Source organism: Candidatus Desulfosporosinus nitrosoreducens, assembly GCF_030954495.1.
Taxonomy (GTDB): domain Bacteria; phylum Bacillota; class Desulfitobacteriia; order Desulfitobacteriales; family Desulfitobacteriaceae; genus Desulfosporosinus; species Desulfosporosinus nitrosoreducens.
In genome coordinates this window covers 26,938-45,283 of record NZ_JAVHUW010000054.1, presented here as the reverse complement: position 1 = coordinate 45,283, position 18,346 = coordinate 26,938, and the positions used below count along the sequence as shown (strand labels likewise).

The window sequence follows — 18,346 nt, the reverse complement described above, 5'->3', positions numbered from 1 at the left end:
GTTAGGTTTATTCAACTAACTGGAAGAGACCTTTATTATACTGGGTGACCAAACCAACGGATAATTGTGAAGGATCGTTGCCGTCGTGTTTGTTGGGAGCAAATTGATAGTCGGAGTTAGCACCGTCATATTTGCTGATAGATTCGATAGCTGTTTTGATCTTATCGGCCTCATAACTTTTATTTTTCTCTACCCCTTCTTTGATAATATAAACACAGTCATAGAAGGAAACGGCAGTAGCAAAAATTATCTCATCCGTCGCCTTGGCACCGAATTTATCTTCGAAGGCTTTGACTAAGGCGGCCTGCCGGGCAGGGAGCGGCTGATTTTCTTTATAGGTGCACTTAGTCGGCGTATTGACAAGAGTTCCCTTGGCGGCGGTTCCCGCGAGATCCCGGTAAGCAGGCTGACCGACACTTGTGTAGCCGTGAATTTCGATTTTGGGAGGCAAGTAATCAATTTTCTCCAGAGCTTTGGCAATTTGAGCTCCGTCAACCCCCAAGGTAAAAAACAAAGCCGAGTCACATTGAGCGCCCTTGATTTTTTGGGCCACGGGCAGCATATCGACATCGCCTACGTTGTAAGGGCAATCGACGGCCGGCTGCTTGCCCAATTGTTTAAAGGCGGCTTCCATATCTGTTTTAGCTCCGCTTCCCAGGGCCGTAGTATCATGAACCATGGCTATGTGCTGGCGTCCCTTGTTTATAGCCCGTTTCACCATAAATATGGCCTGGTCCCGGTCATTGATGTGGGTTCTAAAAGAATACGGGAACTGCTTTTCGTCGATAAGCACCGCTCCGGTGCACCCGCCGTTGAGGTGGATTATTTTATTCTGATTCAGATAGGGCTGAATAGCTTTGGCACAGGTCGTATTGGTAGGCCCAATAAAGGCGTCAATTTTTTCCTTCGTCACAAGTTCGCGTGCCAGATTAAGGGATTTAGTGGGATCTGCCTCGTCGTCAAGGATAACCAAACGAACGGGAACGCCATTAATCCCGCCTTTAGCATTGACCTCATCGACTGCAATCGTAGTACCATATTTGGCGTTATTTCCCAACTGGGCACTGGCTCCGGTCATCGCCCCGATAACCCCTATGACAAATTCCTTTTTGCCCTTATCACCGGACTGAGTTGAGGATTGAGTTGGGGAACTTCCACACCCTGTCAAAAGAATGCTTGGAAAAGCCAAAGCTGCTAATGTAGCCGCGCCCGAAAGCATAAATTTACGACGAGACAAATCTTTCATTAATTTTTCCCCTCCTAAAAATAATAATTGAGTGATTTTTTTTACTTCTGACACACTTGGCATTTTCCAACTTGCAAAAAATGTGCCAGTTTTTAAACATGCTTTTTCATCTTCAAGATACAACCATTAAAGTGGTTTTCAAGAATTTTCAATAAACTTGTTGGTAAGTTGATCTGTTCATATTGCAAATTTACAATATGAACTATAGTAAATTTGCAATATGTCTTATTTCTTCAACAATAAAGTTAAGGCCTGAAAATCAAAGCCTCTCCAGAACTCCTGAAGAGGCTTTGATTAATATCCATATTTTTTGGCTTCCTGATCCCGCAGATTGACGACATGAACCTTTCTGTAGATAGCCGAACGGTCGATGCCCAGTATCCGTGCGGCCTCACTCACGCAGCTATTACATTCATGTAAAATATTTTTAATATATTCCTTCTCCACTTGGTCCATAATTTTTTTGAGCGGAGCTTTTGAGCTTACGCTAATCGAAAAGGATTCATTTTGGTTAGGATTTAGGTTGGCAACAACATTGCGCGATAAATTAGTTATTTCCTCAACTTGATAATCAATAACCCGCCCCACAGTTGTTATAACTAAGCGCTCGATCAAATTGCGAAGTTCGCGGACATTGCCCGGCCAATTATAGTTCAGAAAGCCTTTGAGAGTTTCTTCGGAAAATACCTTTTCATAACCGTATTTTCTATTTAACTCTTCTAAAAAGATGTCACTCATAGCCATGATATCCTCGGACCGTTCGCGCAGAGGAGTTAAGCGCAGGGGAACAACATTAATCCGGTAAAAAAGATCTTCCCGAAAGGTTTTATTGGCAACCATCACCTTTAAATCACGATTTGTCGCACAAACTAAGCGAAAGTCAACCTTGCGGGAGGCTGTGCCCCCTATTCTTCTGACATCGCCGTTTTCTAAGACACGCAATAATTTGGCCTGAAGTATGAGGGGCATCTCACCAATCTCATCCAGGAAAATCGTCCCCTTATCAGCCAGTTCAAATAAACCCGGTTTCCCTTTGGCGTCCGCTCCTGTAAAGGAGCCTTTTTCAAACCCAAATAATTCAGCCTCAATCAGGTTCTCCGGAATCGCCGAACAATTAACCGTGATAAAAGCTTCTTTAGAGCGGCGACTGATACTGTGGACATACTTTGCCAATACTTCCTTGCCCGTACCGGATTCGCCATATAATAAAACGGAGGAGTCCGTGGGTCCGACCGTATTAGCTTTAAGCAGTAAGTTCTTCATGGCCAGACTCTCGGCAACCAGATGCCGGTTTTTTAAATCCTGATTGCGCAAATATTGAACTTCATCTTTATAGCGTTGAACAAGTTCACGCTCTTTGTCCAAGGTTTGAGCTAATTTCACAAGGGTATCCTGAGCCCGGCTATTGCTGATAACCATTGTAATATTTCCGTCGGCATCAAATAAGGGCCGGCTGGTGCACATCAGATGCACTCCAGCCCGGGTTTTAAGTACTCCCGTCACCGTTGTTCTCTTCTCAATAGCCTCTAAGGCAATTGATTTATCCCAATAGCCTTTTTCAATAAGTTCGCGAATATTTTTGCCGACCATTTCCGCTGCCGGCAAGTTCAAAAGCCGTTCAGATGTCGGATTGGCCATCAAAATATTACCTACGGCATCGGTAACAAAAATCGAATCATACGAATTATCCATGATTTCTTTAAGATAATAGGCGTTGCCCTTAAAAGCACTTTTTGTCTCAATCATTTATTGCCACCCTTTTGTTAATTATTTAAATAAACGTTAAATGATTCACTGACAAAAAATTAGATAATCTAACTAAATTATATTTAATTTTAAAAGCTTCCACAATACTTAAAAAATAACAAAGCCGGTCGACTTACAAAAATTCGTTTGTATAGCTCTAACCGGCTTTGTTTTTATCTTTACTTAAGACTTATTTTAAGATCTTGACCTCGACTCAAACCAGGCCGTGACGCCCTGTCCTCCGCCGCAACAAAAGGAGACCAAGCCGTTTTTAAGCTCTTGCTCGCGCATAAGGTAAGCAAGTTTAGCCGTTAAAATTCCGCCTGTAGCTGCCAGCGGATGTCCCAAAGCAATAGCACCGCCATTGAGATTGACTTTTTCCTTCTCAAAGCCTAAATCCCGAATACAGGCTATCGCTTGGGCTGCAAAGGCCTCATTTAATTCTAAGGTATCAAAATCTTTGACTGTCGTACCTGTTTGTCTTAAAAGTTTGCGGGTTGAATGAATAGGGCCCAGGCCCATGTAATTAGGGTCTAATGCCGTCACGGCATAGGCTTTGAACTTCAGCAGCCAATCAAGTCCCAGCTCTTCAGCCCTTTCTCTCGACATAACGATACAGGCGGAGGCTCCATCGTTCATGGGAGAGCTATTACCCGCCGTAACCGTCCCGCCCTCTTTAAAAGCCGGTTTTAACTTTGACAATACCTCGATACTAATATCCGGCCGCGGGCACTCATCGCGGGAAACAACTAGAGGATCACCTTTGCGCTGAGGAATCACGACCGGTACGATCTGTTCCTCAAAGGCTCCCCTCGCCACCGCTGCCAGAGCTTTCCTGTGGCTTTGATAGGCAAATTCATCCATTTCCTTGCGGGTAATTCCGTAGAGATCAGCCACATTTTCAGCCGTTATTCCCATCGGCGGATTGCCGATTTGGGGCGGCGAAACCTGAATGCCAAAAAATTTCGGCGCTGTCTGCACTTTATAAGCCTTATCCGCCCGTTCCAGGACATAAGGTCTTCGCGAATCACTTTCAGTACCCCCGGCTATATAAACATTGCCCAAACCGCTCATCACGAGGGCAGCGGCCAGGATAATGGCATTTAGCGCCGAAGAGCACTGCCGGTCGACAGTTAAGCCCGGCACTTCCAGCGGTAACCCTGCCTCCAATACACACATACGGGCCATATTGGCTACGTCAAAGGAAAACAAATTTCCCATAATGACATCGTCAATTTCCAGAGGATCAATCCCCGCTCTTGCTATCGTCGCTTTAATAACAGCTGCTCCCAACTTGTAAGCCGGCACTTCCGCAAGGACTCCGCCGCATTTACCAACGGGTGTTCTCACTGGGGCAACAATAACGGCTTCCCTTAATTGCAAAAAAATTCCCCTTCCCATTTAATTTTTATTTTCGATATTCTTGCAAGAAGGATGCCAATTTTTAAGGAGGTTCTCAGGTAAGCGGTAAGCAGGGTTCTGGTACGGAATTTGCAATGTCCTATCTTTAAAAAATTTTGTGAGGCGAACAGTGATGGATTATAAAACGGCTGTAAAAACATGGGAGGATCTTAAAGTTGGTGATTCCACTAATTATGCCAAAACCATTACCTCTGCTGACATTGTCATGTGGTGCGGACTTACAGGGGATATGAACCCGATTCATCTCGATCGTGAATACAGCAAAAAGACTCAATTCAAAGACATTATTGTGCCTGGCATTTATGTCTTGGGATTTGTGTCGGCTACTTTGGGCAAGATCCTGGGCAGTATTTATGCTTCGCAAAGTGTTCGTTTCACGCAACCTGTTTATGTCAATGATACGGTCTCGGCGGAATCGACGATCATTGAAAAGCTTGAAAAAAAACGGATGCTCAAGCTCCACACCCGTTGTCTGAATCAGAAGGATGAAGTCGTTTTGGACGGCGAAGCCCTGCTCTATATTCCGCAGCCTGAAAAATAATTGAGGAAAGGAAATTAAAATGCAGGACATCTTTAACTTAAGCGGAAAGGTTGCTCTGGTCACAGGAGCAGGACAGGGTTTAGGCTCGGTCATGGCTCAAATTCTAGCCGCCGCGGGAGCATCCGTCGTCTGTGCCAGCAGAACTCTGAAGAAGGCCAGCGAGGTACGCGACTCCATCCTGCAAAAAGGTGGCTCAAGTATCTCCCTACAGGTCGACGTCGGTCAGGAGCAAAGCGTTGCAAACATGGTACGGCAAACTCTGGAGGAATATGGCACCATTGATATTCTCATCAACAACGCCGGGATTAACCACCGGGAATTATGTGTCAACATGACTGAAGAGCAATGGGATGAGGTTATGCGCGTAAACCTCAAAGGAATTTTTCTTTGTTCGCGGGCCGTCGGACCTACTCTGCTTAAAAATAGGCAAGGCAAAGTCATTAATATTACCTCAGTTATCGGATCTCAGGCCCTGCCGACCAGAGGCCCTTACTCTTCTTCTAAAGCGGCGGTTATCCAGTTCACCAAAGTTCTCGCTCTGGAATGGGCTCCTTACAATATTAACGTCAATGCCATAGGTCCCGGGTACTTTAAAGGCAGAATGAATGACTCCTTAAAGGATGCCGAAGCTATTCTCCAGCGTATTCCTTTGGGGAGAATGGCTGAGCCTGAAGAATTGGCAGGTGCCCTTATTTTTCTCAGTTCCCAAGCCTCAGATTATGTAACCGGTCAGACGCTTTTCGTCGACGGCGGTTTCCTTTGCAGCTAGGCGGCCCTCAATTGAGCGGCACGAGAGGTCTCTCCTTTATGCTTTTTCAAAAAAAGCACGTAAATCCCTCGAAGCATTTGTACTTACAAACAGCCCAGTTTAATTGCCGCACATGGCCTGCCTATAGTGAATTTGCAACAGAAACTGTCGCAGATTTACCATATATACCATTATTAAGACTACTTGCTTTGGCATTAATTTTAAGTTTAGTTCTGATTTATTGTCATCAAATGTATTTGGCATTGATTTTGCAATAGCCTGGGTCAATTCAAATTCTATATCTTGAAAGGAGCACCTTCTCTATGGATTGGAGAGAAATGTATAAGAGCCGCTTAACCACTGCCGGAGAAGCAGTAAACGTCGTCAAATCAGGGGATTTTGTCATTCCCGGTCATGCGGCCAGCGAATCGGAGCTGCTGGTCAACGCCCTGGCCGGCCGTTACGCGGAACTGGAAAATGTCACCCTTATCCAAGGGGTTGCCCTTGGCAGTTCGCCTTACTGCAAACCCGAAATGGCGGGCCATTTTATTTTAAAATCCATGTTTGTGGGGGCGAATACCCGCCAATCAATCTGGGAAAACCGGGGAACCTTTTTCCCGCTGATGTTTCACGAATTTCCCCGGGCTTTTCGCGAAGGTTACTTAGGGTCTGATGTCTTCCTTACGATGGTCAGCCCGCCTGATGAACATGGTTATTGCAGTCTGGGAATGTCAGTCGATCACTCCAAAGAACTGGTTAAGTGCGCCAAAACAGTTATTGCCGAAGTCAACCCTAATGTTCCGCGCACCTACGGAGACACCTTTGTTCATGTCAGCGATCTCGATTACATCGTAGAAAACGACGGACCTATTCTGGAACTCACTCGTTTTGCAGCCATGGATGAAGTTACTCAGGCCATAGGGCGAAATGTAGCCGGACTTATTAAAGATGGCGACACACTGCAAATGGGCGCCGGAACTATTCCGGACGCCATACTTCATTACCTCAAGGATAAAAATGACCTGGGGATTCACACGGAAATGTTTTCCGATGGTCTCATTGATCTGATAGAGGCCGGGATTGTCAATGGCTTTAAAAAGACCTTAAATCCGGGAAAAATCGTCGTCACCTTTGCCGAAGGAACCAGGAAGGTTTACGAATATATCAATAGGAATCCCAGGTTCCAGTTCCATCCGGTTGATTACGTCAACAACCCCTGTGTCATCGCTCAAAATGACAATATGGTTGCCATCAATTCGGCCTTGGAAATTGATTTAAGCGGCCAAGTATGTGCCGAAGCCCTTGGGACCAGGCAATACAGCGGCATCGGCGGACAATTAGACTTTATCCGCGGCGCGGCGGCGGCCAAGAACGGGCGGCCGATTATTGTGTTACAGTCTACCGCCAAAAAGGGAACTATCTCCAGAATTTCCTGTCAATTAAAAGCGGGAACCCCCGTAACCACGACCCGCAATGATGTTCACTGGGTTGTGACCGAATACGGAGCTGTCAATTTGTTCTGCAAATCGGAAAAAGAAAGGGCCGCGGCTCTGATCAGCATTGCCCATCCGGAATTCAGAACTGAACTAAAGCGCCAATACCGTGAACTGTATGGCCGGGTTTTATAAATCTATAAAATTAAATTTTATAATGAGGTGAAATGTCATGGGTTTTTCCAAAAGTAACAATGATATCGTCTGTGTAAGTGCAGTCAGAACCCCTTTTGGCAAATTCGGCGGCTCCATGAAAGATGTGGACATTTATGATCTCGGAGCCATTGCCATGAGAAACGCGCTGGCAAAGATCAACCTTGATCCAGCCTTAATTGACGAGGTGTGGTGGGGCAACGGCGATACCAGCAACACAAAGGACCCCTTCACACCCGTTGTGGCACGTCAAACTATGCTGAAAGCCGGAATTTCTCCCGAAACCCCTTCCCTCGCTTTCGACCAAGCCTGCACCTCTGCCTTAAGCACGGTTAAATATGGGGCGCGCAGCATCAAACTGGGGGAAGCGGAAATCGTCATGACCGGAGGGTCAACGAGTTTCAGCACTGTTCCCTTTTTACTCCGCGACATTCGTTGGGAGGGAAAGAAGCATTCCTCTTTTATGGTCGAAGACCCGCTTATCCCCCTGGGCTATAAGGACTATGCCCCCGTGGCTGTGGATTCCGGCAATGTAGCCCTTGAGTATGGCGTATCACGCCAAGAACAGGATGAGTTGGCTCTGAGCAGCCATATTAAATACGGTAAAGCCTGGGAACGCGGATTTTTCAAGCATGAGATGCAGCCCCTGGAAATAAGCCAAAAGGATAAAAAAGGAACTATCATTTCGACCAAAGTCCTAACGATTGATGAGCAGTTCCGCCCCGATATCAGTATGGCTAAACTTGCCAAGCTAAAACCGATTTTTGACAATCCGACCTGTACCGCAGGCAATTCCCCGGGAATGAACGACGGGGCCACTGCTCAAATCATCACAACCCGGGAAAAGGCCGAGCAATTAGGTTTGCCTGTTCTCTATACTCTGGTTGCAATTTCCGCCATCGCCTTGCAGCCAAGAATTATGCCTGTGTCCCCAGCTTTCGCCATTAAGAAATGCCTTGCTGACGCTAAAATGACCATGGATGACATTAAAGTGATTGAAATCAATGAGGCCTTCGCCTGCGTCCCCCTGGTTTCCCTTAAGCTCTTATCCAACGAACGATTCCTCAAGGGCGACTACGGGGCGATGGTCAAAGAAGCCACAGTTCAACCGCTCTTGGATAATGACAATGCCCGCTATCAAGAGCTCAAGGAAAAGCTCAACCCTAACGGGGGTGCGATTGCCGTCGGACATCCCAACACGGCCAGCGGCGCCCGCATCATGATGACTGCCGCTTATAATCTCCAAGCAAACGGCGGCGGCTATGCGGCTTGTGCTATCTGCGGCGGCTTAACTCAAGGCGCCGGAGCAATAATTTGGGTCGAATAGGCTTATACCTAAATCAAAACTCTCTTTCCACCGCCAACCATAATATCTTTGGAACTAAACGGTTGCTTCAACCTTATTCTCTCTCAACGTGAGGAAAACGCGTGTGCGAGGCTTTGAGAGCGATTTGAAAATCCTGTCTCCATTAGGGAGGCAGGATTTTTTAGGCCTATAACCGAACTCGATGATACATTCCGAAACTTGTTAAAGCTACCAGTGAAACCAGCAGTTCGTTTGAATTAGAGCTTAAAGTGCCATAGTCCATAACCTGCCTTCCTTTTCGGCGTAATACCATCCTCTGACAAAGGAAACGTCATACCACCCTGAACCTTCCGATTAGCTCACTCAACTTTCCGGCTAGCTCGGCCTGTGCCTGGGCAGAAGAATTCACTTGTTCGACAGCGACTGTTGTCTGCGCAATGCTGGTGGAAATTTCCTCCGAACTTGATGCTGACTCCTGGGCAGTTGTGGTTACATTTTGAATGGCAAAGCTGATTTGGTTGATTACCTGGTTCATCGAACGAGCCGAGGAGGCGGTTTCCCGGGACATCTCCTCCACAAAGTGGGAATCGCTTTCATATTGAGTTCCTATCTGGGCATAGGCCTCATAATCAGGTCTTACTTTTGTCTCAATGAAATCCAACAATTCCCGGGTATTATGCATTAAGTTATTAAAAGCACTTTGCACATTGGCAATGACGTTATAAATATTCCCGACGGCTGACTGCGACTGCTCGGCTAATTTCCGGACTTCATCCGCAACCACTGCAAAGCCGCGCCCAGCATCACCTGCGCGAGCCGCCTCAATGCTCGCATTGAGGGATAGTAGGTTCGTTTGGGCAGCGATTCCCCCAATCGTTTCCGCCATGACCTTAATCTCTTCTACAATTTTCGCTTCGTCTAAGGCTTGCTTGACTCTGACCTCTTTATCGCGATAAATAGCTTCTGCCTCAGACACGGCCTGGGTTCCCCGATTTTTAACAATACCGGCCCTCTCTTTAATCGCCGCCACATTTTCTTGGCCTTGATCCGCGCTCACTGTTAATTTTTTCGTAAACTCCTGGATCTCCAGAGTTGAAGCTCCAACCTCTTCGGTACTCGCACTTAACTCTTCGGAATCTTGAGCAATTTGTTCCGTGGACTGCCGAATAATCTGCATAGTTGCCGAAAGTTCCTGCATATTCGCAGACAGCTCCTCGGAATGGGAATTCATGGTTTGACAACTGTTTTGAATACTCAAAACCATTTCTTTCATATTTCCCATGGCCTTATTAATGGCTATGCCTAAGTGTTCGATTTCGTCTTTTCCATAAATATTCAGTTGATGGGTCAGATCTCCGTTGCTTAAGGCTTCAGCCAAGCGAACAATCTTGCCCAGCCTCCGGGTGAGATTCCGTGACAAAGACAATCCGATGATTAGAGCCAGCAGAATGCTAACCCCTATTAGCCCCAGCATCACACTGCGGTTTCGCTCATAAATGGCTTGATTGCTTGTTTTCCTTTGACTGGCTGCTTTTTCATTAAAGGAAATTAAACTATCCAGTCCTGTCAAGGCCTTGTCGTTGATCTGCAAAGCTTGAGCCAAGAAAAGTTGGGCTTGGGCAAGATTCCCTGCGTCCAAACTTGCAATCATACTTTCCCGTTGCTTACGGTAATCTGCTTGGTTATTTTTAAAATCATTATATAGTTGAACTTCGGCTGAACTAAGATTATTTCCGAAGGTCTTTTCGTAATCTTGTTCGCTTTTATTGTTAAGGTCCGAATTATTTGCTATTTGTTGCTTAAGGGCCTGTCCCTTCATTTTGTCTGAAGTAAATGAAAGCAAAATCAAGTTGGAACGGTTTTGCAGAAAATTCACCCGTATTTGGTTAAGTTCTTTGATCGACATGAGGTTGACCGAATAAATCCTGGTCCCGTCACTGTTGATAAGGCTTAGGTCCCTGACTCCTATGTACCCAACTAACCCCACTAAACAGACAAGAATCGCAAAGCCTAGAGTCAGTTTCACGCTCCATTTGATATTATTAAAAAATTTCAACGTTCTGCCTCCCAAAATACATTTTACTTTCATTTACTTAGTGACATGTCGGCAAATGAAAAAATGGGGTTTTCAGTGCAGAAAACTCCATTCATACTGTACTAAAAATAAAAACACGCCGAATGTCTATGAAGTCAATTAGTTCAAAATGCGTACTTCATCTTTAAACAGACCTTGAAGAAATATTTACGGTCACCGGAAAAAACTCCCCACTTGAGGTCCATAGCTTGCCGAATCATGACAAAAAATAATTCTCTGTACCCTATTAGTTATCATCACACGACACCTCAAGTTCCGTGCCGGAACAATCAATGCCCAAAATTTGTTCGACTTTTTGACGGTATTTCGTTGCTTTTCTGGTGCCCGTAATAAGATCAGCCATGCGATTTTCTGGAATGCCATATCGTTTACAGAATTCACGCTGATCCATCCGCAGATCAGCAAGCTTTCCCTTAACCTTCCAGCCAAATTCGGTAATTGGCCGTATACGCGCCACGCTATTGCTTTCCTCCTTTCTGGTTCGACATTCTTATTAATGGTCAAGCTATTATAATTACTGATATAATTTTATTAGGAATAAAACAGTCAATTAAATTTTACAGACTATAATCAGTTAAGTCAAGGTATTTTGGTATTTAATTCAGTAAATTGAATGAATGAACCAGTTTTTGTAGTTATTTTGCTAGGAGGGATTTCTCATTGGATAATATCGGCGAAAGAATAAAGTTTTTAAGAGAAACAAAAGGTATTTCCATGAACAAATTAGAGGATGCAATAGGTGCGCCACGGGGAAGTGTTAACAAATGGGAGAAGGGAAGTATCCCTGGCGGCCATTATCTCGTATCTTTGTCAGATTTTTTTAATGTTACTGCCGACTGGATTTTGAAGGGTGATATTAAGGCTGAAAATAGCCGTTTAATTGATCCATTTATTTTTTTTAAAGATAAGTGGGAAGTAGTCTCCCGCTTTAAAGATCTGGATGATTATGAGAAGAATTTTATCATTGAATGCATCAAATTTGCCCAACACAAAAAATGTCATGAGGGAAATGCCCTGCCCAAGGAACAAACAGAAGAGAACTGTTAGCTAACGAAGTCTATTAGAATGAAGGATACTATGATGAAGCAACCGAATCTGCTACCTGGCCCCCTTAGGCGGGAAAATTGCAAATCAGTACAAGTAAGGCCGAAAATGGCTATGCGGCTTCCTGCAACCATTACAACCCGCTCTATTAACATGGAGCGGGTATTTTTAGATCAATAACCCGGTGAATAAAGAAGAGCAAAAACTCGTGCAAACTGAGTTTTTGCTCTATTGGCAGGCAAGCTCCTTGAGAGTTTTCGCAATCTGGCATCATTTAATTTCTAACCCAGCTTAAGAAACTAATCTAATTGTTTGGAAACTGAAATTGCTATTTGGCGGCGAAAGGAACCGTAATCCCTTGGGATAAAGGGTCGCCGGCATAATCAATCTTAAGCGCATTGGCTAATTCCCGATCAATACAAACCAGATCTTCTCGTCCCAATTCGCGAATACTGGTTTTGCCCATGGCTTGGAGAGCCATAATCATTTCTTCCCTGCATGACTGAAGGAAATTACCCAAATGTTTGCTCCCCATATCGACATCTAACTGTTCGGCCAGACTACCGTTATAAAGTGCTAATTGAGGTGCGGGATATTGCGGCAATGCTTTAATCATTTGACTTTGTAACGTAGCGATAATGGCAATTGATCCGATGTAAACGGCATCGGCACCAAGCGCTAAGGCTTTAAGAAACTCTCCCGGGGTGCGCAATCCACCTGCGGCAATGAGAGAAAATTGTTGCCTCTTCCCTTGGGTTCTCAGCCAGTCAACAGTACGGCTAAGGGCAAATAACGTCGGCAGGCCAAGATCGTCCTCCAGTGTTGGAGATGCAGCCGCAGTGCCTCCTTCTTGTCCGTCGATGACAATGAAGTCGGCCTGTGTTCTGCCGATGACATCCAATTCCCGTTCCATAAAGTGGGTAGCCGCAATCTTAATGCCAATCGGTACTTGATAAGTTTGTTTAAGGTTATTGACAAGGTTGATAATATCTTCGGGTGAATCAACTTTATCAAAGCGAGATTTTTTTCCGCTGCTTTCACCAGGCTTAACGTTCCAGAGCTCACGCAAGTGATCGTCCATCTGATCGTAATTCATAGATGATTCAACCGCTCCACCCCAAGCACCCTGTCCGAACTGGACTTCGATGGCGTCGAGTTGCTTAAGCTGTTCGGGCGTGTTAAGCCAGCCACCGCGATTGTACTGGCCAATCAGGAATTTTCCAGCTTTCCTTTCTTCAGCGGTAACTGACGATTCACCCGTATTTGTGGCTGTTCCCGCTAAGGAGGCACCTTTGGCTAAAGCCTCTTTCATTCTGAGATTGAGAGAACCGCCATAAGACATTCCGGTAATAAGAATCGGCAGATTTATTTTCAAAGGTTTTTTAGCATTAGGCCCTATTGTTACTTCAGTTTTTATCTCGGTTTGTTTTTTAGTCGGCAATTGAAATAGTTGTCGGGGATTGAGGAGAAGCTTTTCCCAGGGAGAAAGCCGTAAAGGGCTACCCATAGGACGGGAAAGTGCCTTGCCCGTTTCCGCCCTAATTCCAGTTTCGGCAATAGCCCTTAAAGTAAGCTTCTCAATAATAGTCATCATGACCAGAGGGTTTTTGGCGTAATCCTCAGTAACTAACTTCTCGAAAACTCCATCAGAAATTGGATTGGCTAAGCGAAGCAGCAGTTCATTTAACAAGTTTTATCACTCCTTACAGTTTACGGCGATTCATTTTTCTTATGTTAATTTATGTTCTGTGGCAATTCAGTTAGATTATCAGATGAGAATTACTAAATTCTTACCAGGCAATATTAAATTGTCTAAATGCGCTATAATTTATGTGTCTGGCTATCAAAATTCTTCAAAAGTATTTTCTTACTTTTTACTTTGAATTAATCCAAACTATTAAATTAAGGGAAAATTAAATTTCGGCTTAATATAAGGTTAGAAATAAATTTGGGGAAAAATCCAAAGGTTTACCCAAACTATTTAGCAATTTGCTCGGAATTTCAGCACATTTAAGCCCACCGGCTTTAACCGGTGGGCGTCTTTAGGAGATAAACCATTGGCTTTAAATGCATCAATTCCCCTAGCCACTAAGCAAAGGAGTTCGAGGCTCCGAGCAAGTCATTGATTTTCGCGATATTATCCGAATACCGCTTGAATCGCAGTCAGGCCCTCCTGTTACATCTTCCGTTCAATTAGAATTCCTTTCATGTACTCACTTTCATTGTGGAAACGATAGACGATAGATTTTTCCTCAGCGGAACAACCGAACAAAATCTTTATCTCAGAGTCTTTCTTCAGTAAATCAAGCGTGCAAATAATCGCATCAACCGTCTGAGCCGCTTTAGTTCCCCTCCAAACATCGATTCCTCCCCCGTCCATAGAAGATGTGCCTTGCAAATAACCATAATCGACCGGGTAGATTAGCTTAGGATAACGGGGATGTCTGCTGCCTTTTGGGCGATCGATGATTACCGTTGCTTCTTCCACTAGTTTGTCCAGCGAATGCCAGAAATCCTGGTCAAATTGATTCATCCTCGGCATACTCCTTTTAACCCATCTCAGACAATCACGAAAACAAAGTTCGCCATGCTCCCAAGGCTGATTTCCTGATGTCACTTTTTCGTCGCGACAAAAGAAATTTCTGCGAAATCATTAAAGAGTATTGCTTCCGGGTCTTTTCTAAGCCGGTATTCCATCATTTCAATACCTTGGCGGTATTCTTCATCACTAATAATAGTTAGAACTGAAATATCCCTATTATAAACATGATCCATGTAGTCAGCCAGTTTAGTGCCGTTCATCAGATATTCCATCCGAGTCTCAACATCAAAACCTCTGGCTGACAGCTCGTAAAATATTAAGTCCTTGGGCCAATATCTTTTTAAATCTTCAAAAAGCGCTGAAGGAAACAGCTGGTATATCCACCATTTCTCCATATCATGGATCGAGATATTGTGTATTTTGAAAACCCCATCTTTCTTAATAACTCTGACAGCTTCGTCTAAGACCTCGCTTTTCTTCTGAAAATGATGAAAGGCAAAATTATTAACGACAAAATCGAAGGATTCTGAACTATATGGCAGGTCCTCAGCAAACCCCTGTATATAGGTAACCTCCTCCGTTTTTGTTTTGGCGATCTTAAGCATTTCCTCGGAAGCGTCCAAACCGTTCCAGTGAATGTTAATATTAGCCAAATAATTAGTTTGGTTAGCTAAATAAATGCCTGTTCCACAAGCTAAATCTAGAACTGAATATTGCGGTTTCCCTGAGCTGTGAATAAAATCCTCCAAGTCATCATCCGGTTTAACCTTTTGCCGAAACTTATTCTTATCATATTTGTCCGCAATCCTGCTGTAATCAGTCTTTCTCATTAGCCACCCACCTTTAAACAATGACGTTCTGCTTGCTTAGTATTGCTTCCACATCTGATCTTCATTTCCTCCAAAATCTTTGAAGATAATCAAAAAACACAAACAGCCAGACTTGCCAATGCTGCCCAAGCATTTATGGTTGCAGCCGGAAAAGTCAAGAATAAATCCGCCGCCTTCCACATATTCGGAACAACTATATGTATTCTAAGACTGCCTCGGCATTATTATGGTTGGTCAAGCAATGCTGTTCCGTAGGAGTTGTCAATAGCACATAACCATTTGCCGTCAATATTTCTATAGACATAAGTTGCTCTTCGCTCCATACTATATTTTGATTCGCTTTTATTGTCTGCTTCCAACAATGCTTGTGACAAAACCAGAACAGTGTCACCGGCCTCTATCATCAACATCTTTCCTTGCCGGGGAACCAAGCTGTTTTTAAAGTATTCGGCGATTTTGATAAAAGCTTTTTTAAGGGAGTCCTTTCCCTTAGCTTCCAGTCCGGGTTTTACAACAAGTACCGCATCCTCAGTGTAAAAGTCCATAAGATCGTCAAAGCGTTCCTCTTTTATCGCTTTGTCCGCAGCGTCAATTAATTCTTTGATTACCTTATTCATCTATCTCCTTATCCCCTTCCGCAACTAAAATAATTAGGACATAGTATATCAAAAAGTTACGTTTACGGAAACAAAAGGACTTGTCCCCAGCAGGTCCAAGTCCTTTTGTTTTTACTTTAAATGGCAGAGAAGATATTTTAGACAGTTACCGGGCAGTATTTATTGGAGAGTTATTGCTTCAATGAGCCAATACCTATTTTTCATCGTAGTTTGCCTTGACTCCATTGATATAACAGCATATCTCAATAGGGGTACTTTGATTCAAAATATTAAATACGGTGCAATATTTCTTACTTAATTTTATGACACTGATCACTTTATTTTCCAGCCCTTTGTCCACCTCAATCCGATAGATTAAAGAAATTTTAGTGAACAACTTAGGAGGTTCTGGATCACGCTCAGCTTCAACCGTGATTTCCAGGCCATGAAGTTCTAACCTCATCTTTTCGAAGAGCATTGTCAATACGCCCGAACTACATCCTATTAGGCCTGCTAAGACTAAATCCGTTGCTTTCGGACCATTCTCATCGATTACAATTTCCCTGTCCGGATTTAGGGAAAGGGCTATTTTTTTGCCACCTTGCCAACGGCCGGATACTTTCTGCATCACGACACCCCCTGTATTATTTTTTTATAAAACCCTAACTTAAAGCTTAGCATTATGACTTTTCGATCTCGGTATAAACCTGATAAGCTCTTGCTTTTGAGCGATAACTTAAGAGTTGATTCGGCGAAAGCGGTTCGATTCCCTGCCCTGCCGGACGTTCGCTTTCCTGGGACATGCGCTTAAGCGTATAAATGCATTTGTTACTTCCGGTTGTATCTTGAATGAGTTTCGCTGTCGCGGCAACTTCACTTGGAGTTAAGTAAGATAAGCTTCCGTCTTTACGCTTGACCGGTTGAATTATTGTTTGAAACTTAGCCGCCGGGAACCGGCTGACCAAACTTAAACTTTTAACGATATCGCTGTCCTCAGCGGCATAGCCTAATATTTGAGGGTATAACTCAAGTGGTGCGAGTACATTCATAATTAAAACATCAGCGAGACCTTCCTCAATGACTTGCTGCAGAATTCCGCTGTTACGGCCATCTGTGTCAATTTGCAGTTTCAAAGCATTACTCTTAATATGTTGCAATACTTGGATGAACTCATCCTTATAAGCCGGATTTCCCTCGGACAAATGGATTCCGTCCACCCACTCTTTGTGCAGGGTACCCTCACTGAAAAATCCTTCCAGCTTTTCCCCTGCGTGTAGGTAGGCTATGGCGGCGCCAATACTTTGGTGAATGGTATTTCCGTCAACAATAATTGGGAATTCGATGCCGTCGGACCCACGGAAAATTGCTTTTCTATTTGCTTTATAAAAGGTTTGAAACTCGTCTTTGCCCTCAGCTTTTACATCTTTTTCTACATACCCGATCTGATGTTCATCCAGATAGCGCTTAACAATTTTGCAGCGCGCGCAACCTGTCGCTGTAAAGATCATCAAACTCAATGCTACCACCCCACAGATAATCTTTTAGGCTGTGCTATTTTCTTTATCTTTTCAAAATTAATTTCAAGCATATCATTATTTTACTCAATTTATCCGGCTAAGTTTGCAACCGGGCTTACAACTACCAATAAAAATAATTACTCAGATATGCTATAACCCTCCGCTTACCCTTAGCTGGGAGAATTGCAATTAACCGAAACCAAGTCCTGTCTGAAATTTACACGGTAAAAGCTAATGCCTTAAGTTCCTCTTCGTGTAAAATGATTATTTTCTCATATTTATAGTCTATAACTCCCAAATGCTTTAACTGGTTCAGGGCTTTGGTTATGGTTACTCGATGAGCACCCAGGAAATTAGCTAATTCCTCATGGGTTATGGCGATTGTATTTTGCTCTTTGAGCTTTCCATCTCTCTGTTCATAACAGTAAACACTGTATAAAATTCTAGCTAAGCTCTGCTGAACATGACAGATTGTATCCTGAATTTGAGTAGCTAAGATCCTGGAAACAATTGCCATATTCTTCGCTAAATATAAGGCAACTGCAAAATTTTCCTTCATTAGATGTAAAACAATTTCTTGGGTAAAAAAATACAGTTCGGAATCCTCCAAAACCACGCATTCAATAATCCCTGGCTGCTGATGAAAAACAAATTGCGAAAGGACAATGGTTTTTTCACTGTTAATACTTAAGGTTTTTATCGTTCCATCTTGGCTGATGATACTGGTTTTAAGTCTGCCTTTATCAATAAAATATAAACCGTGCAAATTCTCTCCCGAGCGAACAAGGTGTTCTCCCTTTTTCTTAACTGCACGGCTCCCTAGGGACAAGTAATCTTCCCAAATATCTGTCGGCATTTCTTCACTGCGAAGGGTTTCCACCCCAATCAGTACGGATTGAGTAATGTATTTTGCCAATTCATCCCGCTCATTTTCCAAATTCTCACCTCGTCGCAGAAAAAGTAAGAAAGGATCTCCTCTCATTATATAGCATAATAAATTCAATAGACATAGATTGTGAGCGAAGGGAAAAGGGACATTTAAAATGCCCCTTATAAACTTCCGCAAA

Annotated in this window: 17 protein-coding genes; 5 read left to right on the top strand and 12 right to left on the bottom strand. The window is 43.7% G+C overall.

Going from position 1 to position 18,346, the window contains the following annotated elements; all coding sequences use genetic code 11:
• Positions 1-7: 7 nt before the first annotated feature.
• The 3 genes from REC12_RS13330 to REC12_RS13320 form a co-directional block, all read right to left on the bottom strand.
• Complete coding sequence (locus tag REC12_RS13330) at positions 8-1,246, bottom strand: ABC transporter substrate-binding protein (RefSeq protein ID WP_308895211.1); 1,239 nt, start codon at positions 1,244-1,246, stop codon at positions 8-10.
• 294 nt (positions 1,247-1,540) lie between these two features.
• Entirely contained in the window at positions 1,541-2,992 is a 1,452-nt protein-coding gene (locus tag REC12_RS13325; protein WP_308895208.1) for a sigma-54 interaction domain-containing protein, read from the bottom strand.
• Positions 2,993-3,187: 195 nt separating this feature from the next.
• Complete coding sequence (locus REC12_RS13320; RefSeq protein ID WP_308895206.1) at positions 3,188-4,375, bottom strand: thiolase family protein; 1,188 nt, start codon at positions 4,373-4,375, stop codon at positions 3,188-3,190.
• A 151-nt stretch (positions 4,376-4,526) separates the two neighbouring features.
• On the opposite strand from REC12_RS13320, the gene REC12_RS13315 reads away from it, so the two are divergent.
• The 4 genes from REC12_RS13315 (at position 4,527) to REC12_RS13300 (ending at position 8,676) form a co-directional block, all read left to right on the top strand.
• Positions 4,527-4,955 (top strand): MaoC family dehydratase, encoded by a 429-nt coding sequence (locus tag REC12_RS13315; protein WP_308895204.1) that lies wholly within the window; start codon positions 4,527-4,529, stop codon positions 4,953-4,955.
• Positions 4,956-4,974: 19 nt separating this feature from the next.
• Positions 4,975-5,724, top strand: coding sequence for an SDR family NAD(P)-dependent oxidoreductase (locus REC12_RS13310; RefSeq protein WP_308895202.1), 750 nt, complete (start codon positions 4,975-4,977; stop codon positions 5,722-5,724).
• 302 nt (positions 5,725-6,026) lie between these two features.
• A complete protein-coding gene (locus REC12_RS13305) occupies positions 6,027-7,331 on the top strand; it encodes an acetyl-CoA hydrolase/transferase family protein (RefSeq protein ID WP_308895200.1) in 1,305 nt (434 codons plus the stop codon).
• 37 nt (positions 7,332-7,368) lie between these two features.
• A complete protein-coding gene (locus REC12_RS13300; RefSeq protein WP_308895198.1) occupies positions 7,369-8,676 on the top strand; it encodes a thiolase family protein in 1,308 nt (435 codons plus the stop codon).
• A gap of 310 nt (positions 8,677-8,986) precedes the next feature.
• Here the strand turns inward: REC12_RS13300 and REC12_RS13295 are convergent, their stop codons facing one another.
• Both REC12_RS13295 and REC12_RS13290 read right to left on the bottom strand, forming a co-directional pair.
• Complete coding sequence (locus tag REC12_RS13295; RefSeq protein ID WP_308895196.1) at positions 8,987-10,711, bottom strand: methyl-accepting chemotaxis protein; 1,725 nt, start codon at positions 10,709-10,711, stop codon at positions 8,987-8,989.
• 265 nt (positions 10,712-10,976) lie between these two features.
• Positions 10,977-11,207, bottom strand: coding sequence for a Rha family transcriptional regulator (locus REC12_RS13290; RefSeq protein ID WP_308895194.1), 231 nt, complete (start codon positions 11,205-11,207; stop codon positions 10,977-10,979).
• A gap of 203 nt (positions 11,208-11,410) precedes the next feature.
• Here REC12_RS13290 and REC12_RS13285 point away from each other — a divergent pair, with 203 nt between their 5' ends.
• Positions 11,411-11,797: a helix-turn-helix domain-containing protein gene (locus REC12_RS13285; protein WP_308895193.1), complete on the top strand. Its 387-nt coding sequence runs from the start codon at positions 11,411-11,413 to the stop codon at positions 11,795-11,797.
• A gap of 325 nt (positions 11,798-12,122) precedes the next feature.
• Here the strand turns inward: REC12_RS13285 and REC12_RS13280 are convergent, their stop codons facing one another.
• The 7 genes from REC12_RS13280 to REC12_RS13250 all read right to left on the bottom strand — a co-directional run bounded on the left by REC12_RS13280 (position 12,123) and on the right by REC12_RS13250 (position 18,216).
• Positions 12,123-13,484 carry an FMN-binding glutamate synthase family protein gene (locus REC12_RS13280; protein WP_308895191.1) on the bottom strand — a complete coding sequence of 454 codons (1,362 nt, stop codon included), beginning with the start codon at positions 13,482-13,484 and terminating at the stop codon, positions 12,123-12,125.
• Between the two features lie 486 nt (positions 13,485-13,970).
• On the bottom strand, positions 13,971-14,327 hold the full coding sequence (locus REC12_RS13275) for an inorganic pyrophosphatase (RefSeq protein WP_308895189.1): 357 nt from the start codon (positions 14,325-14,327) through the stop codon (positions 13,971-13,973).
• Positions 14,328-14,407: 80 nt separating this feature from the next.
• On the bottom strand, positions 14,408-15,166 hold the full coding sequence (locus REC12_RS13270) for a class I SAM-dependent methyltransferase (protein ID WP_308895188.1): 759 nt from the start codon (positions 15,164-15,166) through the stop codon (positions 14,408-14,410).
• A gap of 224 nt (positions 15,167-15,390) precedes the next feature.
• Positions 15,391-15,783: a YybH family protein gene (locus tag REC12_RS13265; RefSeq protein WP_308895186.1), complete on the bottom strand. Its 393-nt coding sequence runs from the start codon at positions 15,781-15,783 to the stop codon at positions 15,391-15,393.
• A 193-nt stretch (positions 15,784-15,976) separates the two neighbouring features.
• Positions 15,977-16,390 carry an OsmC family protein gene (locus tag REC12_RS13260; RefSeq protein WP_308895184.1) on the bottom strand — a complete coding sequence of 138 codons (414 nt, stop codon included), beginning with the start codon at positions 16,388-16,390 and terminating at the stop codon, positions 15,977-15,979.
• A gap of 52 nt (positions 16,391-16,442) precedes the next feature.
• Entirely contained in the window at positions 16,443-17,270 is an 828-nt protein-coding gene (locus REC12_RS13255) for a glutaredoxin family protein (RefSeq protein WP_308895271.1), read from the bottom strand.
• A gap of 226 nt (positions 17,271-17,496) precedes the next feature.
• The gene (locus tag REC12_RS13250; protein ID WP_308895182.1) at positions 17,497-18,216 is read right to left on the bottom strand and encodes a Crp/Fnr family transcriptional regulator; all 720 of its coding nucleotides are present in this window, start codon (positions 18,214-18,216) and stop codon (positions 17,497-17,499) included.
• Positions 18,217-18,346: the final 130 nt, after the last annotated feature.

Coding starts and splice junctions, on each gene's coding strand:
- REC12_RS13275 (WP_308895189.1), bottom strand. CDS start 14,327: ATGAATCAATTTGACCAGGATTTCTGGCATTCGCTGGACAAACTAGTG.
- REC12_RS13300 (WP_308895198.1), top strand. CDS start 7,369: ATGGGTTTTTCCAAAAGTAACAATGATATCGTCTGTGTAAGTGCAGTC.
- REC12_RS13270 (WP_308895188.1), bottom strand. CDS start 15,166: ATGAGAAAGACTGATTACAGCAGGATTGCGGACAAATATGATAAGAAT.
- REC12_RS13315 (WP_308895204.1), top strand. CDS start 4,527: ATGGATTATAAAACGGCTGTAAAAACATGGGAGGATCTTAAAGTTGGT.
- REC12_RS13330 (WP_308895211.1), bottom strand. CDS start 1,246: ATGAAAGATTTGTCTCGTCGTAAATTTATGCTTTCGGGCGCGGCTACA.
- REC12_RS13305 (WP_308895200.1), top strand. CDS start 6,027: ATGGATTGGAGAGAAATGTATAAGAGCCGCTTAACCACTGCCGGAGAA.
- REC12_RS13255 (WP_308895271.1), bottom strand. CDS start 17,270: ATGATCTTTACAGCGACAGGTTGCGCGCGCTGCAAAATTGTTAAGCGC.
- REC12_RS13325 (WP_308895208.1), bottom strand. CDS start 2,992: ATGATTGAGACAAAAAGTGCTTTTAAGGGCAACGCCTATTATCTTAAA.
- REC12_RS13310 (WP_308895202.1), top strand. CDS start 4,975: ATGCAGGACATCTTTAACTTAAGCGGAAAGGTTGCTCTGGTCACAGGA.
- REC12_RS13265 (WP_308895186.1), bottom strand. CDS start 15,783: ATGAATAAGGTAATCAAAGAATTAATTGACGCTGCGGACAAAGCGATA.
- REC12_RS13260 (WP_308895184.1), bottom strand. CDS start 16,390: ATGCAGAAAGTATCCGGCCGTTGGCAAGGTGGCAAAAAAATAGCCCTT.